Below are 12,452 nucleotides of genomic sequence, written 5' to 3'. Positions count from 1 at the left end.
GCCCCAGGCGCTCAATCGGCCGCTGCGCTCACGAAATCGCGCAGCGCGAACAGCGTCTCGTCCGGCGCCTCGCTCATCAGCGCGTGGCCGGCACGCACGGTTACCACCTTCGCGTTGCGCGCCTTGCCGACCAGCGCCTTGGTGGCGCGCGCCGGCGTCATCTGGTCGGCATCGCCGAGCAGGAACAGCACCGGGCACTGCACCGCTTCCATCGCGGCTTCGCCGTTCGCGTAGTCGTTGCAGGCCTTGAAGCCGATGTGGAACACGTTGTGCGTGCGGTTGCTCGCCAGCACGCGGCGCATCAGTGCGCGCGAACTGCCGTAGAGCCAGGTGCCGGGGCCCAGTGACGAGGGCGGCGGTGCGAGCAGCGAATGCGAGAAGGTGTTGACCATCGCGATCGCGCGCTGCGGATCGTTCAGCGCACCGTCGAGCAGCGCGGGCGACACCACCATCGGGTAGGCGGTGCCGACCAGCGCCAGGTGCGTCACGCGATCGGGTGCGCGTGATGCCGCTTCGAGCGCGATCAGCGAGCCGAAGCTGTGGCCGACCAGCGCCGCTTTTTGCACACCTGCCGCGTCGAGCAACGCGATCACGAACTGTGCCGCCTCTTCCACGCTCGCCGGTGGCACGCCTTCGCTCTTGCAGTGCCCGGGCAGGTCGACCGCCAGCACGTTCCAGCCATGGTTGGCGAACCAGCGGCTTTGCAGGATCCACACGCTGTGGTCGTTGAGCACGCCGTGGATGAACACGACCGTGGGTTTCGCCGCATCGAAGGGCTTGCCGCCGGTGTAGCAATAGGTGGCGTGGCCGTTGACGGTGTAGTGCATGTCAGGCACCCGCCTTTTCCGCGGCCTTCAGGGCGCGCTTGAGGTCGTCGATCAGGTCGGCCGGGTCCTCCAGGCCGATCGAGAGGCGGATCGTTCCCTGCGAGATGCCCGCACCCGCCAGCGCCTCGTCGGTCATTCGGAAGTGCGTGGTGCTCGCGGGGTGGATCACCAGGCTGCGGCAGTCGCCCACGTTGGCCAGGTGGCTGAAGAGCTTGAGCGCCTCGATGAAGGCCTTGCCCTGCGCGCGGCTGCCCTTGATGTCGAAGCTGAACACCGCGCCCGCACCGCGCGCGCCGTGGCGCAGCAGCTTCTGCGCGAGCGCATGGCTCGGATGCGATTCGATCAGCGGATGACCTACGCGCGAGACGAACGGATGGCTCGCGAGGAACTCGACCACCTTCTGCGTGTTGTCGATGTGCCGTTCCATGCGCAGCGGCAGCGTCTCGATGCCCTGCAGGATCAGCCACGCCGTGTGCGGGCTCATCGACGCGCCAAAGTCGCGCAGACCCTCGCGCCGCGCGCGCAAGAGGAAGGCGCCGACGGTGCTTTCCTCGCTGAAGACCATGTTGTGGAAGCCGTCGTAGGCCTGCGTCAGTTCGGCGAATTTTCCCGACTTTTCCCAGTCGAAGCTGCCGCCGTCGACCACCACGCCGCCGATGACGGTGCCGTGGCCCGAGAGGAACTTGGTGGCCGAGTGATAGACCAGGTCGGCGCCCCAGTCGAAGGGCTTGATGAGGTAGGGCGAGGTGAGGGTGGAGTCGACCAGCAGCGGCACGCCGGCTTCGTGCGCGATGTCGCTCACGGCGGGGATGTCGAGCACGTCCAGGCCCGGATTGCCGACGGTCTCGCCGAAGAAGAGCTTGGTCTCGGGGCGCACCGCCGCGCGCCAGCCGTCCAGGTCGCCGGGTTTCACGAAGGTGGTCTCGATGCCGAAGCGGCGCATCGTGTAGTGCAGCAGGTTCTGCGAGCCGCCGTAGAGGGCGGTGCTCGCCACGATGTGCGAGCCCGCGCCCATCAGCGTGGCAATCGACAGGTGCAGCGCCGCCTGTCCGCTGGCGGTGGCAATGGCGCCGATGCCGCCTTCCAGGGCCGACACCCGCTGCTCCAGCACCGCGTTGGTCGGGTTGCTGATGCGCGAATACACATGGCCCGCGCGCTCCAGGTTGAAGAGCGCGGCCGCGTGGTCGCTGGACTCGAAGACGAAGGAGGTGGTCAGGTGGATCGGCACTGCCCGCGCGCCGGTGGCGGGGTCGGGCGAGGCGCCGGCGTGCAGCGCGAGGGTGTCGAAACCGGGGTCGGAATAACCGGGCATGGGGGCCTTTCTGTTGTCTCTCGCAAAGCCCCGTTACGTCTGCAAAGCATGCGTGGGCGACAGGGGCGTTCAGGTCGGCGTCGATTGTGGGCTATATTCAAATCAGCACACCGCCCAGTACGAGAGTTCGAGAGGAGCACACGATGAAAGTCAGCGACATCCTTCGCGTCAAGGGCAACACGCTCTTCACCATCACGCCAGACGACCTGCTGGCAGAAGCCGCCACCACGATGGCGGAAAAGGACATCGGCTCCCTCGTGGTCATGGAGCACGGCGATCTGGTCGGCATGCTCACCTTCCGCGAGGTGATCGTCGCCATCGTCAACAACGGCGGCCAGGTCGGGACCACGCTGGTGCGCAAGGCCATGGACGACGCCCCCGTCACCTGCACCCTGGAAACCGATCTCGACGAAATCCGCCGCATCATGCTGGAGCGCCATGCGCGCTACATGCCCGTGATGGACAAGCGCATGCTGATGGGCGTGATCAGCTTCTACGACGTGGCCAAGGCCGTGGTGGACAGCCAGAATTTCGAGAACAAGATGCTCAAGGCCTACATCCGCGACTGGCCGGCGGAAGACGAGAGCAAGACCGGCTGATCCGCACGCGCTGGGTGCAACGCCCGGCGCAATGCCAGAACGCCGAGGAGCCGGCTTCGCCGGGCCTCAGGTGTCGCCCCCGGCGGGGGGAAGGCGCACGCGACACGCAGTGCGCGCAGCCTGGGGCGAGCCCAGTTACTCCTTGATGTTCGCGGTCTGCACGATCTTCTGATTGCGGCTGTACTCGGCCTGCACGAACTTCCCGAACGATTCCGGCGTGCCGCTGCCCGGCAGTGCGCCTTGCTCCATCAGCTTGGAGCGCACCCCTTCCTCCTGCAGCACCGCATTGAGTTCCTGGTTGATCTGCGCGACCACGGCCGGCGGCGTTTTTGCGGGCGCGAAGATGCCGGTCCAGCTCACCATGTCGAAGCCTTTGAGGCCCGGCATTTCGTCGAAGGTGGGTACGCCGGGCAGCACCGCGAGGCGCTTGTTGCTGGTGATGCCCAGCGCCTTCAGCCGCTTGCCGTTCACATGCGGAATGGCGCTGGTGCTCACCAGCATCGCGAGGTCGACCTGGTTGCCGATCACGTCGGTGGCGATCTGCGCGCCGCCGCGATAAGGCACGTGCGTGACGAAGATGCCGCTGCGCTCCTTGAGCAATTCCATCGCCAGCTGCAGCACGGTGCCCACGCCCGAGGTCGCGTAGTTGTACTGGCCGGGCCTGGCCTTGGCGAGCTTCACGAAATCGGCGAAGGTCTGCGCCTCGAGGCCGGGCCGCGCGACCAGCACCATCGGCGCCGTGTTGAGCAGGCCGACGGGCGCGAGGTCCTTCAGCGGATCGAAGCGGAAGGCCGTCGGGTTCACCAGCTTGCCGATGGCGATCGCGCTGTCCGGCCCGACCACCAGCGTGTAGCCGTCGGGCGCCGCATTCACCGCCTTGGCCACGCCGATGGCGCCGCCCGCGCCGCTCACGTTGTCGATGACCACCGATTGCTTGAGCCGCTCGCCGAGCCGCTGGGCGACCAGGCGGGCATTGACGTCCACGCTGCCGCCGGCCGTGTACGGAACGATCAGCGTGATGGGCTTGGCGGTCGGCCAGGCCTGCGCGAGCGCGGCGGTGGGCAGGGCGGCGCAGAGCGCGGCGGCAAGGAGAAGGCGGCGGGGCGTGTTCATGGCGTGGTTCATTCGAAGGTGGGGGGCGTGGGTTCGGTGTCGAGGCGGGCGCGCAGCGTGTCGAACGCCTCGCTCCATTGCGTGCGCCATGCACGGCGTTGCGTGTCGTCGATCCAGGCGCCGTCCAGGCCGTTGTGCATGAAGCCGCGCAGGTCGGCAAGGCCGAAGCCGAAGTCGCGCACCATCATCAGCCAGGCGCCGGTGGGCGTGACCTTGTGCAGCGTCGGGTCGTCGGTGTTGGGGTGGATGCGCAGGCCCAGGCCCGGCATGCGGCGGATCGGATGGTCGATGGCCCAGCGCTCGGGCGGCAGCGTGCGCAAGTAATAGGAGTTGGTCGGCACCACGGTGAAGAGCACGCCGCGCTCGGCGCACTCGCGCGCGAAGTCGGGCTGGTCGACCACCGTGTAGCCGTGGTCGATGCGGTCCACCTGCAGCACATCGAGCGCAGTGCGCACGTTGGTCCAGGGCATGCCGAATTCGCCGGCATGCGCGGTGGTCTTGAGGCCCGCCTTCTTCGCCGCGGCATAGGCCTCCGTGAAGAGTTCCGGTGGCCGGTCGACCTCGCGGTAGTCGATGCCGATGCCGATCACTTCCTCGCAGCGGTGCGTCTTGACCCACTCGACCATTTCCACTGCCGCCCCGGGGCTGGCCTCGCGGTCGATGGCGGCGATGAGCCGGCCGGTGATGCCGAACTCCTGCTGCGCATCCTGTATCGCGCGCACGATCGCGGCCTGCGCCATCGCGTACGGAATGCCCGAGCCGTGCACCGTGCCGGTCGGGTTCCAGAAGAACTCGGCGTAACGCACGTTGTGCGAGGCCGCGTCCTGCAGGTATTCGAGCGTGAGCTGGTACAGATCACCCGGGCCGCGCACCAGCTGCGCGTCGAGCGCGCGCAGCACGCGCAGCACGCCGACCGGCTTTTCGCCGCGCGTGTAGAAGCCCTCGATCTCGTCGGCCGCCAGCGGCGCACCGGCGCGCAGGTTCAACTGCTTGAAGGTCTCGTGACGCACCGTGCCGAACAGATGGCAGTGCAGTTCGACCTTGGGGATCGCGCGAAGGAACGACTCCAGCGTGAAGGCGGGCAAATCCGATGGAGAGGGGCTGGTCATGCTGACCAGTCTAGGGAGACGAAGCCCATAAGGAAAATTTTGAATTTCTATAATTTGATTCACCGGATCAATAACCGCCGGTGACTGGAGATGCCATGGCCGCCTTGCCCCTGCGCGCGCTCACGATGCGCCAACTGCAGTTCTTCTCGGTGCTGGTGGAAGAAGGCCAGTTCGGCCGCGCGGCGCGGCGCCTGGCCATCACGCAGCCCGCGCTGAGCAACGCCATCAAGCAGATGGAAAAGCTGCTCGGCGCCGAACTGCTCACCCGCTCCACCCACCGCCTCGAACTCACGCCCGTTGGGGCCGAGGTGCTGGCGCGCACCGACTTCCTCGTCAACACCTTCGAGGTGGCGCTGCGCGACATCGAGAGCACCGTGCAGCGCGGCCGCGCCTTCGTGCGTGTGGGCGTGATCCCTTCGGCCAGCGCGCGCGTTGCGGCGGCGGTCAGCGAATTCCTCCAGCAGAACGGCCAGCGAGAGGTCGAACTGGCCTGGCGCGACGCACCCTCGACCACTTTGCTCGCAGAGCTGCGCAGCGGCCAGCTCGACATGGCGGTGGCCGCCATCACCGAGCCGCCAGGCGGGCTGACCTGCGTCGACCTCTTCCGCGATCCGCTGGTGCTGGTGGTGCGGCGCGACCATCCGCTGGCCGCGGCCGGCGATGCGAACTGGGAGGCCATCGGCAAGGAGCGCCTCGTGATGTTCGAAAGCGGCAGCATGCCGGCGCTCGGCAATCCGGCGCGCGCGCAGTTCGCGCAGGGCGCCGAGCCCTACCGCGTGAGCTATTCCGAAACGCTCTATGCGCTGGTGCGCAGCGGCCAGGCGCTGGGGCTGATGCCGCGGCTGTACACCGCGTCGCTGCGCGACCCCGAACTCGTGGTGGTGCCGCTGCAGAAGCCGCGCATCGAGCGCCGCGTGGTGCTGGCCTATGTGCCGGGACCGATGCGCAACGTGGTGGCGCAGGAACTCATCGCATTACTGCGTAACCGATTGCCCCAGGCAGAGGAGCCCAGGTCGCGTCGCGTGACGCGTGGACACCCGCTCGACGCCATCCGCAGGCGTCGCTAAGATGCGCCAGTCATGCCACGCCCGCTCGTCGCCGCTGTCTTCGCGGTCCTCCTTTGCTGCCACGGCCTCGTCGTGTTCGCGCAGGGCTTGGTCGACGCGGCGAACCAGCGCGACGAGGTGGCGCACGTGCTCTTTGCCGATGCATCCGCCGCGGCCGATTCGGTTGGCGCGGCCGGTGCCGTCCAGCCCGCGGACGATGCGGACCTGGACATTGGCCACAGCATCGAAGCCCCCTTCGTCGAGCACCTGTTCGGCTTCGCGCCGCTGTCGGCATTGCAGCCGGAATTCGCGCCGGCGTTCTTCTCGCTGACCTTCCTCGAGCGGCCCACGCGGCCGCCGCAGTCGCTCGCCTCCTTCGCGTAGGTCCGGGCCTTCGGCCTGCCGACCCCCGCGCTTGTGCGCGCAGCCTTGCCTCATCGACCGTGCAAGCGCCTGCGCGATTCACGCCATCCGTTCGCGATGGCACCCGACAAGAGGAACGAGGAGAAGACATGAAGCACTCACGAGATGTCATGTTCGCGAGGCTGGCCAATTTCCGCATCGATGCCGATGCGCTGCGGCGCCATTTCGTGGACCACGTCTGCACGCTGCCGTCGATGCCGTATCGCGACAACCGCGTCGACTACATCGGCTGGGCCGTGACCAGTCGCGACGGCACGCTGACCGACGGCATCCGCCGCATTCCCAGCAAGCAGCCTTTCGTGCCCGGCACCGCCCCGACCGACGCCTGCTCCGGCTATCTGGCCACGGTGATGGATGCCTTGCACGACGCCGGCCTCAAGCCCTTTCGCGCGCGCATCATGCAGCTGGAAAGCGAAGGCGCGGAGATGCCGCTGCACACCGATGCCCTCAAGGAAACCTGGCGCCTGCACATCCCGATCGTCACCAACCCGAACTGCTTCTTCGAATGGCAGCGCGCGGATGGCAGCATCGAGAGCGTGCACTTGCCGGCCGACGGTTCGGCCTGGCTGGTGCGGGTGGATGTGAACCACCGCGCCGTCAACCGCAGCAACGAGCCTTCCAGTCGCGCGCATTTGCTGATGGGCCTGAACCCGGGGCCCGCATTCCAGATGCTGGCCGAGCCCTGGCTGCCGGTGTTCCGGAGCGAGGGTGCCCTTGCCGTGGCGGACTGACCCGATGCCGAACGGTGAATCGAACGGTTTCGGCGCCTGGACGTCCGCGGCGGACATCGACGCCGAACTGCAGGCCTTCAGCAAATCGGACCAGCTCGAGCTCAGCCTGTACCGCTTGCGCAGCGCATTGAAGCAGGAGCCCGCGTTCAGGAAAGACATTCTTCCGAGATACCAGGACGCGCTGCTTCTGTCCGGCAATGTCAATGCCGCGCTGGAACTGAGGGGCAGCGCCCCCTGGAAGGAAGAATTCCAGAAAGATGCCAAGGGCATGGATGTCGCGTTCACCCAGTTGATCGCGGGGCAGATCGGCCAACTGGCGCGCAGGCTGGAGCAGGTGATCGACGCCTTTCCCTTCGAATTCGCCGCCTATCTGGCCGGTTTGAAAAGGCATCACCTGTCCACCTACAGAAACCTTGCCGGCATCGTCAGGCCGCTGGTCGAGGACAGGTCCTTTCCGAGCCCGCAGGACAAGGTCGCGATGACGCTCGCGATCGAGGGGTTCAGCGGCTATGGCGAGGACATCCACCAGGAAGTCCTGATCGATTTCTTCGAGAAGAACAACCACGAGGTGCTGTGCAAGTTCTTCCAGACGGTGCTTCCCGCCAATGGAAAGATATTCAGGGACTTCGTCGCCGACATCCTGCAGGCCGACAACGGGGTGCGCTGCCTGAACGAGGCCGGTGTCTGCCGCTTGCTGATACTCGGATATGCGTTGCTGGACGATGCCACCCATGACCGCATGGTCCGCCAGGTGCACGATTCCCTTGGTGCCCCGGGCACCGAGGCAAGCAGGCAGGCGCGTTCCAACGCGAGAATTTCCCGGGCCTTCTGCACCGACATCCAGCGGCCCGCGGCCAGCGCGGGGAAGGACCTGAACATCGCCGTGTGCGTCTCGGGGCAGATGCGCGGATACGTCGAGGCGTTCCAGACCTGGAAGCATCTTCACCTCGAGGGGCACCGGGTCAGGTACTTCGTTCACACGTGGGAAGACACGGGCTGGCGGTTTCCCGATCCGATATCGGGCAACGGTGTGGACCGCATCTTCAAGCACGCGCCGTTCGCGCAAGCCTACAGGCAGGCCGGATTTCAATACGGCACCGACGTCCTGAAAAAGGCCTATCCCCATTTCTTTTCGTCGCTGACCGTGTCCTCGACGATCAGCGAGGCAGACATCAAGGCGGTGTACGGCAACGATGCGGCGGTTGTCATCGAAGACCACCGCACGCCGCAGTTCGAGAACGACGCCAACAACCAGCGCAAGATGTTCTACAAGATCCAGGAGGCGCACCGCCTGATGGCAGAGGACGGCGAAGCCTACGACCTCGTGCTGAGAATCAGGCCGGACCGCACCTTCCGTGCCGGCCCCGCGAAGCCCGACTGGGCGCAGATGGCCGAAGAGTGCCGCAGCCAGCGCGTGATCTATTTCAATAACCTCATGCTCACCAAGACGCTCTATGCGGGCGATCAATTCGCCATCGGATCGCCCGAGGCGATCGGCTGCTATGCCAATACGCTGAAGCTGCAGATGCAGGCGATCGAGGAAAAATGGTTCGGCTTCCCCGGGCGGCTGCGTTCCCATTGCTCGCTCGCGCACTCCCTGCTCTTCCAGGGCGTTCGGCGCCGGCCGCTGGAGAACATCCATCCGACCGAAGCCATGCCGGCCGCGTCGTACGGCAAGGACGAGCTGAAGAAATTGCTGTCCGCCGATTTGCCTTCGGGCCCGGTGAGCGAGATCGACAGATTGCTCTGGAACTCCCTCAATTGAAAAGAGCCGCCATTCCTTGAACGCCTGGCTCCGACTCCAAGAAATCGTCATGCGAATGTCTGCAAACGGCGTGGTGGCTCCGGCCATCCAGTTGCCATGGAAGCAGTTCTTCGCGGGGGGCACTATCGCGTGCGCCGCCTGTGTTCCGTCGGTGTCCGCGCAGGAATTGAAGGACTTTCCGGCGTGCAGGACCTCGAAGAATCAGCACCGCCTGGAGCTCGAGCAGAAATATGAGTTCAACGGCATCCGCGTTTTCTATACGCAAACGGGGCCCCATGCGCTGTACACCGTCGCAGATCTCAATCGCAACGGCGTGCCGGACATGGTCGAGGACGCTGCGCTTCACCTGGACACGGTGCGCCAGATCTTCAACCGCAACGGCTTCCGCGATCCGCTCGACAGCCCGAGATTTCGGCATGCCGAATCCATCGACATCGATTTCCTGAACTTCGATGTCTACAGCCCCGAGATCACGGACAAGCGGGGCCTGTCGTTCTCGGGCGTCATCCGCTATCCGGGGAGCCGCATCAGGGCCGACAAGTGCGCGATTTCGATGGCCATCAACTCCTCGCTCAAGGGCAACCACGAGCGGGTGAAGGACTACCTCATTCCGCATGAGCTGTTCCACCTGTACCAGTACGGCTACACCATGTTCCGTGCGAGCTGGTTCCTGGAGGGCATGGCGAAATGGGCGGAATGGGTCACGCTGGCGGAGAACGATCGCAATCCGACGTTGTGGAGCACGCCCCTGCCCGCGTCGGCGCAGGAATTGAACGAGCGAGTGTTCCTCAATCCCAATCCCTACGACGTCAGGCATTTCTGGAACCGGCTGGCGGAGCTCGCGAAGAAGAAGGAATTTCCGATGATCGTGCCGCCGGAGCTGCGAAACCGGAGATTCGCTGATGGAACCCCGGTGATCAGGGACAACATCTGGCGCGGCCGCGCCCTCATGCTGAAGATCCTGGAAGGGCTGGATGCGGAAGACGATGCCGCCGCCCAGGAAAACAAGATCCAGCCCTACGCATGGGCCAATGAAGAGCAAAGAAATACGGCGCACAACCCGCGGCTCATGAAGGTCGTGCAGCGCGCGCTGGCCTCCTATGGAATCGCCGGTGCCGAAGTCAGGCAGTTCCTCGCCATCGATCCGGTGCCGTCGACACCGAGAGAAGGAGAAAACAGGTTGATTCCATCGATTCCCGGCCGGGGACATGAGCGGTGATCATCATCACGTCCGCCGCCTATGTCGATTCCGAATTGCAATCCGAATTCGGCCGATTGCCCCCGGCTTTTCTACCCGTCGGCAACCGCCGCCTGTTCCTGCGGCAGTTCGCGGTCCTGCATGCGTGCTTTCCGGGCGAGAGCATCTACCTGTCGCTGCCCGAAAGCTATGCGATCCCCCACCGGGACGTCCGCGCGCTCGAAGCCGAGGCGGTGCAGGTGCTGCGGGTGCCGGACGGGCTTACGCTGGCCGATTCGGTGCTGTTCTCGATCAACACCATCGGCCGCTATGAGGAGGGGCTGCGCATCCTCCATGGCGACACGCTCATCCTTGACCTCCCGGCCGCCTGGGACTGCCTCTGCGTTGCGGAGTCGGCCGACGACTACAACTGGCATGCCGACCCGAGCCCCGACGCCGCGGCACGCGTGTGGTGCGGCTATTTCGCATTTCAATCGGCGGGCCGGCTCGCCAAGTGCCTGGTCGCCGCGCGCGGGTCGTTCGAAAAAGCCGTGGGTGCCTACGACCAGGCCTGCTATCTGGAGCGCGTCGACACCGAAAACTGGTCGGACTTCGGACACGTCAACACCTTCTATCGGTCGCGCGCCCGCATCACCACGCAGCGTGCGTTCAACGACCTCGCCATCGGCGACCGGCGCGTGCGCAAGACCGGCCGGCCCGCCGAAAAGATCAGGGCCGAAGCCGGGTGGTTCGAGGCGCTGCCTTCGCGGCTGCGCGTGTACGCCCCGCAACTGCTGGCGCAGGGCCCCATCGAGCCGGATGGCTACAGCTACGAGCTGGAATACATGTGCATGGCGCCGCTCAACGAGCTGTATGTGCACGGCCGGAACTCGACGGCGTTCTGGTCCCGCGTCTTCAGGCACCTGGCCGGCTGGTTCGCGGCCTGCCAGTCGGCCGTGCCCATGGGCGAGCGCGAGCGGCAGATGGCCGCCGACGACAGCCGGGGCATGCTGGCTGAAAAAACCCGCATCCGCATGGGTGCCCATGCGTCGGCCAATGGACTGAGCGTGTCGGCGCCGACGCGCCTGAACGGGCGCCCGCTGCCATCGCTTGCCGCCATCCTGGACCGCTGTATCGATGCCGCCGCGCGCGTACCGCTGGCGCCCGGCGTGCTGCACGGCGACCTGTGCTTCAGCAACATCCTGTTCGACACGCGTTCGGACTGCATCAAGGTGATCGACCCGCGCGGCCTCAATTTCGAGGGCGAGCCCCGGTTGCTGGGCGACCTGCGCTACGACCTGGCGAAGGTCTCGCATTCGGTGCTGGGCCTGTACGACTACATCGTGGCCGATGCCTTCGACATCGACGAGGGCACCGGACTGGACTTTCACCTGCGCATTCACGCCGACGAAGACGCGGCCGCCATCCAGAAGCTGTTTGCCGGCCTGCCGCTGCTGAACGGCATGACTGCGCGCCATGTCGCGCCGATCACCGTCATGCTGTTCCTGTCGATGCTGCCGATGCACCAGGACACACCGCGCCGCCAGCGCGCGATGCTCGCCAACGCACTGCGCCTTTTCGAGCAAATGGAGCACTGAAGAAATGTTTGTCATTCCCATGGTCGGCAAGAGCCGCCGTTTCACCGAGGCCGGCTATGCGCTGCCCAAGTACCGCCTGCCGCTGCACGGAGAAACGGTTTTCTTCCATGTCGTGAAGTCGTTCGAGCATTACTTCGAGGACGACCTGTTTCTGTTCGTGGTGCGCCGCGATCACGACGTCGCGGGGTACCTGAAGCAGGAGTTGAAGAACCTGGGCGTCAAGGAGTTCCGTATCGTCGAGCTCGACGGCGACACGCTCGGCCAGGCCGACACCGTCCACCAGGGGCTGCGGCAGGTCGACGCCGGCGATGCGCTCTACATCTTCAATATCGACACCATCCGGCCCGGGTTCAGGAAGTCGCCGCTGGCGGCCGGTGCGCAGGGCTACCTGGAGGTCTTCGAGGGCGAGGGCGAGCATTGGTCCTTTGTCGAGCCCGGTCCCGACCGCACGGTGCGAAGGACCACGGAGAAAGAGCGCATCTCCAACCTGTGCAGCGACGGCCTCTATCACTTTGCCGATGCGCGGGTGTTCGACGAGGCCTTCGAGCACCAGCGGTCGGGCAAGCTGCTGAACCGGGGCGAGTTCTACATCGCGCCTTGCTACAACGCATTGATCGCGAAAGGCGCGCGCGTCGTCTACGAGCTGATCGACCGGAGCGAGGTGGTGTTCTGCGGCAATCCGCAGGAGTACGAAGAGGCAGGGGCAACAAAATGGGCATGAACATCGCCGTCCGAAGCGACCGGGGAATCGC

The 12,452-nt window shown here is 65.7% G+C and carries 12 protein-coding genes; 8 read left to right on the top strand and 4 right to left on the bottom strand.

The genetic code is table 11. The features are described 5' to 3' along the window. Window positions 1–11: 11 nt before the first annotated feature. Together J2W23_RS04790 and J2W23_RS04785 are read right to left on the bottom strand one after the other, a co-directional pair. Window positions 12–827, bottom strand: coding sequence for an alpha/beta fold hydrolase (locus J2W23_RS04790; RefSeq protein WP_307647850.1), 816 nt, complete (start codon window positions 825–827; stop codon window positions 12–14). A gap of 1 nt (window position 828) precedes the next feature. Continuing rightward, window positions 829–2,139, bottom strand: coding sequence for an O-acetylhomoserine aminocarboxypropyltransferase (locus J2W23_RS04785; protein WP_307647849.1), 1,311 nt, complete (start codon window positions 2,137–2,139; stop codon window positions 829–831). Between the two features lie 143 nt (window positions 2,140–2,282). Here J2W23_RS04785 and J2W23_RS04780 point away from each other — a divergent pair, with 143 nt between their 5' ends. Continuing rightward, a complete protein-coding gene (locus J2W23_RS04780) occupies window positions 2,283–2,738 on the top strand; it encodes a CBS domain-containing protein (protein ID WP_013540276.1) in 456 nt (151 codons plus the stop codon). A 135-nt stretch (window positions 2,739–2,873) separates the two neighbouring features. On the opposite strand, the gene J2W23_RS04775 is transcribed toward J2W23_RS04780, so the two are convergent. Then, window positions 2,874–3,851 carry a Bug family tripartite tricarboxylate transporter substrate binding protein gene (locus J2W23_RS04775; RefSeq protein ID WP_176658612.1) on the bottom strand — a complete coding sequence of 326 codons (978 nt, stop codon included), beginning with the start codon at window positions 3,849–3,851 and terminating at the stop codon, window positions 2,874–2,876. Between the two features lie 8 nt (window positions 3,852–3,859). Continuing rightward, on the bottom strand, window positions 3,860–4,960 hold the full coding sequence (locus J2W23_RS04770) for an adenosine deaminase family protein (RefSeq protein WP_307647848.1): 1,101 nt from the start codon (window positions 4,958–4,960) through the stop codon (window positions 3,860–3,862). 95 nt (window positions 4,961–5,055) lie between these two features. On the opposite strand from J2W23_RS04770, the gene J2W23_RS04765 reads away from it, so the two are divergent. The 7 genes from J2W23_RS04765 (at window position 5,056) to J2W23_RS04735 (ending at window position 12,421) form a co-directional block, all read left to right on the top strand. Further along, entirely contained in the window at window positions 5,056–6,027 is a 972-nt protein-coding gene (locus tag J2W23_RS04765; protein ID WP_307647847.1) for a LysR family transcriptional regulator, read from the top strand. A gap of 12 nt (window positions 6,028–6,039) precedes the next feature. After that, window positions 6,040–6,390: a hypothetical protein gene (locus J2W23_RS04760; RefSeq protein WP_307647846.1), complete on the top strand. Its 351-nt coding sequence runs from the start codon at window positions 6,040–6,042 to the stop codon at window positions 6,388–6,390. A 128-nt stretch (window positions 6,391–6,518) separates the two neighbouring features. After that, window positions 6,519–7,160, top strand: a complete 642-nt coding sequence (locus J2W23_RS04755; RefSeq protein ID WP_307647845.1) for an aspartyl/asparaginyl beta-hydroxylase domain-containing protein — start codon at window positions 6,519–6,521, stop codon at window positions 7,158–7,160. After that, on the top strand, window positions 7,138–8,925 hold the full coding sequence (locus J2W23_RS04750; protein ID WP_176658607.1) for a hypothetical protein: 1,788 nt from the start codon (window positions 7,138–7,140) through the stop codon (window positions 8,923–8,925). Before J2W23_RS04755 ends, J2W23_RS04750 begins: the two co-directional genes overlap by 23 nt. A 16-nt stretch (window positions 8,926–8,941) precedes the next feature. Beyond that, window positions 8,942–10,144: a hypothetical protein gene (locus tag J2W23_RS04745; protein ID WP_307647843.1), complete on the top strand. Its 1,203-nt coding sequence runs from the start codon at window positions 8,942–8,944 to the stop codon at window positions 10,142–10,144. Next, entirely contained in the window at window positions 10,141–11,700 is a 1,560-nt protein-coding gene (locus J2W23_RS04740) for a phosphotransferase (RefSeq protein WP_176658605.1), read from the top strand. Before J2W23_RS04745 ends, J2W23_RS04740 begins: the two co-directional genes overlap by 4 nt. A gap of 4 nt (window positions 11,701–11,704) precedes the next feature. Beyond that, window positions 11,705–12,421: a glycosyltransferase family 2 protein gene (locus J2W23_RS04735; protein ID WP_307647842.1), complete on the top strand. Its 717-nt coding sequence runs from the start codon at window positions 11,705–11,707 to the stop codon at window positions 12,419–12,421. The last annotated feature ends 31 nt before the right edge of the window (window positions 12,422–12,452 follow it).

It is taken from the genome of Variovorax boronicumulans (assembly GCF_030812215.1).
GTDB lineage: Bacteria > Pseudomonadota > Gammaproteobacteria > Burkholderiales > Burkholderiaceae_C > Variovorax > Variovorax boronicumulans_C.
This window is presented reverse-complemented; position numbering and strand designations above follow the sequence as displayed.

What these genes read in the sequence shown, in the direction of transcription:
- J2W23_RS04780 (WP_013540276.1), top strand. Translation starts at nt 2,283, where the DNA reads ATGAAAGTCAGCGACATCCTTCGCGTCAAGGGCAACACGCTCTTCACC.
- J2W23_RS04760 (WP_307647846.1), top strand. Translation starts at nt 6,040, where the DNA reads ATGCCACGCCCGCTCGTCGCCGCTGTCTTCGCGGTCCTCCTTTGCTGC.
- J2W23_RS04735 (WP_307647842.1), top strand. Translation starts at nt 11,705, where the DNA reads ATGTTTGTCATTCCCATGGTCGGCAAGAGCCGCCGTTTCACCGAGGCC.
- J2W23_RS04785 (WP_307647849.1), bottom strand. Translation starts at nt 2,139, where the DNA reads ATGCCCGGTTATTCCGACCCCGGTTTCGACACCCTCGCGCTGCACGCC.
- J2W23_RS04765 (WP_307647847.1), top strand. Translation starts at nt 5,056, where the DNA reads ATGGCCGCCTTGCCCCTGCGCGCGCTCACGATGCGCCAACTGCAGTTC.
- J2W23_RS04775 (WP_176658612.1), bottom strand. Translation starts at nt 3,851, where the DNA reads ATGAACACGCCCCGCCGCCTTCTCCTTGCCGCCGCGCTCTGCGCCGCC.
- J2W23_RS04755 (WP_307647845.1), top strand. Translation starts at nt 6,519, where the DNA reads ATGAAGCACTCACGAGATGTCATGTTCGCGAGGCTGGCCAATTTCCGC.
- J2W23_RS04790 (WP_307647850.1), bottom strand. Translation starts at nt 827, where the DNA reads ATGCACTACACCGTCAACGGCCACGCCACCTATTGCTACACCGGCGGC.
- J2W23_RS04770 (WP_307647848.1), bottom strand. Translation starts at nt 4,960, where the DNA reads ATGACCAGCCCCTCTCCATCGGATTTGCCCGCCTTCACGCTGGAGTCG.